Genomic DNA, 2,222 nt, shown 5'->3' with positions numbered 1-2,222 from the left:
CGCCGCCCGACGCTCCGGCGGCAGCAGCCGCGCCACGATCTCCTCGGCCGGGACGCCGTGCGAGTGCGCCATGCGCACCGGGTCGACGCCCTCGTCCTGCGCCCAGCGGACCCAGCAGCGCAGGACGGCGGCGGTGGAGTCGACCAGCGTGCCGTCCATGTCGAAGATCACCGCGGCGAACCGGCGGTCGGCGAGGGGTCCCATGGCGGCAGCCTACGAAGGTCGGCGCAGGCGCCGGACGAGGGTCCCGAGCAGCCTCCAGCCGAGCAGGAACGCGCCGAGGACGAGCGTGGCGACCGCGATGAAGCTCCAAGCGGTGCCCTGGCCGGTCAGCAGCCGCAGCAGCATGCCGAGGACGACACTGCCCAGCCAGACGGGTATGCCGTCCGCCACCGAGAGCGGCACGCGACGGCGGGTGAGGAGCACGAGCACCCAGCCGGCCGCCATACCGCCCAGGAACGGTGCGGCCGTGACCACTGCCCCCACCAGCAGGCTGCCCTCGTCGTGGCTGGCCCGCCCTAGAGCGGCGAAGAGGAGGACCAGGAGCACGTCCGGCGCCAGCGTCGGCGCCCACCGCCGAAACCCCCGGGTTCGGAGCGGGGCCGTGGGGGGACGAGTGGCGCGGGTGGACACGGTGTCGACGTTAGCCGCCACCGGCCCGGTCGCGCCTGCGGGGCTGGCGCGGGGGGCCCTGCTGGTGGTTCACTGGCTCTTCACGGAGTGAACGTGCGTTCACCCCCGTCGCCTGCCGAACCCCGAGAAGGACCTGTTGAGCGCCGCTGTCGACCTGCCCACCCGCCCCGAGCACCGCGGGAAGCGCACCCGCAGGCCCACGCCGTGGATCATCGCCGTCCTGTGCACCTGCGGCACCGTGGTCTCGCTCCAGCAGACGCTGGTCGTCCCGCTCCTGCCGGACTTCCCGACGATCCTGCACACGTCGCCGGAGAACGCCTCCTGGCTGGTCACGATCACACTGCTGAGCAGCGCCGTGGGCACGCCCATCGTGGCCCGGCTCGCCGACATGTTCGGCAAGCGCCTGATGATGATCGTCTGCCTCGTCGCGGTGGTGGCCGGCTCCGTCGTCGCCGCGCTGTCAAGTGGGCTGCTGCCGGTCGTGCTCGGCCGCGGGCTGCAGGGACTGGGCGCCGCGCTGATCCCGGTCGGCATCAGCATCATGCGCGACGAGCTGCCACACGATCGGATCGGCTCCGCGGTCGCGCTGATGAGCGCGACGCTCGGCATCGGCGGCGCGATCGGCATGCCGCTGGCCGGGGTGATCACCGAGCACCTGTCCTGGCACTGGCTCTTCTGGCTGTCCGCAGGGTTCGGCGCCGTGATGCTGACCGCCGTGATCCTGGTGATCCCCGAGTCCGACGTCCGCACCAGGGGACGGTTCGACTACGGGGGAGCGGTGCTGCTGTCCATCGTGCTCACCGCTCTCCTGCTGGCCATCACCAAGGCGGGCGAGTGGGGCTGGACCAGCGAGCGGACCCTCGGCCTGTTCGTGCTGACCGGAGTCGTGCTGGCCGCGTGGATGCCGCTCGAGCTGCGCACCGGCCAGCCTCTCGTGGACCTGCGCACGTCGGCCCGACGGCCGGTGCTGCTGACCAACATCGCCTCGGTGCTGATCGGTTTCGCGATGTTCGGGAACATGCTCTCCACGACACAGCAGCTGCAGATGCCCGAGGCCACGGGCTACGGCTTCGGGATGAGCGTGGTGGCCGCCGGCCTGGCCATGTTGCCGGGTGGCCTCGCGATGGTCGCCTTCGCCCCGGTCTCAGCCATGATCACCCGGCGCTGGGGTGCCCGCAGCACGCTGATCACCGGCGCGCTGGTCATCGCCGCCGGCTACGTCGGCCGGGTGTTCCTCACCGATGCGATCTGGCAGATCATCCTGGGCGCCACCATCGTCTCCGTCGGCACGGCCATCGCCTACGCGGCCATGCCGACGCTGATCATGCGGTCGGTGCCGATCACCGAGACCGCATCGGCCAACGGGCTCAACACCTTGCTGCGGGCGATCGGCACCTCCACCTCCAGTGCCACGGTGGCGGCCCTGCTCGCGGCCTCGACGGTGACGATCGGCGGCATCGCCCTGCCCAGGCTCGACGCCTTCCAGCACATCTACTGGTTCGCCGCGCTGGCCGCCCTCGCCTCGGCCGCTGTGTCCGTGGCCATCCCCGCCCGGTTGCCGAGCACCGCCGCGGTCCCGCGGGCCGGTG

At 72.1% G+C, this 2,222-nt stretch carries 3 protein-coding genes; 1 reads left to right on the top strand and 2 read right to left on the bottom strand.

The window, feature by feature from the left end; translation table 11 throughout:
• A partial coding sequence (locus FRW57_RS20630) for an HAD hydrolase-like protein (protein WP_152186936.1) occupies window positions 1-204 on the bottom strand: 204 nt, incomplete at its 3' end.
• 9 nt (window positions 205-213) lie between these two features.
• Complete coding sequence (locus tag FRW57_RS20625; RefSeq protein ID WP_238999520.1) at window positions 214-549, bottom strand: DUF3054 domain-containing protein; 336 nt, start codon at window positions 547-549, stop codon at window positions 214-216.
• A gap of 220 nt (window positions 550-769) precedes the next feature.
• On the opposite strand from FRW57_RS20625, the gene FRW57_RS20620 reads away from it, so the two are divergent.
• On the top strand, window positions 770-2,222 hold a 1,453-nt coding region (locus FRW57_RS20620; RefSeq protein WP_238999519.1), incomplete at its 3' end, for an MFS transporter.

It is taken from the genome of Segeticoccus rhizosphaerae, from assembly GCF_009192725.1.
Taxonomy (GTDB): Bacteria; Actinomycetota; Actinomycetes; order Actinomycetales; family Dermatophilaceae; genus Segeticoccus; species Segeticoccus rhizosphaerae.
The sequence above is the reverse complement of the archived record's forward strand: the minus strand, read 5'-3'. Positions and strand labels throughout refer to the sequence as shown.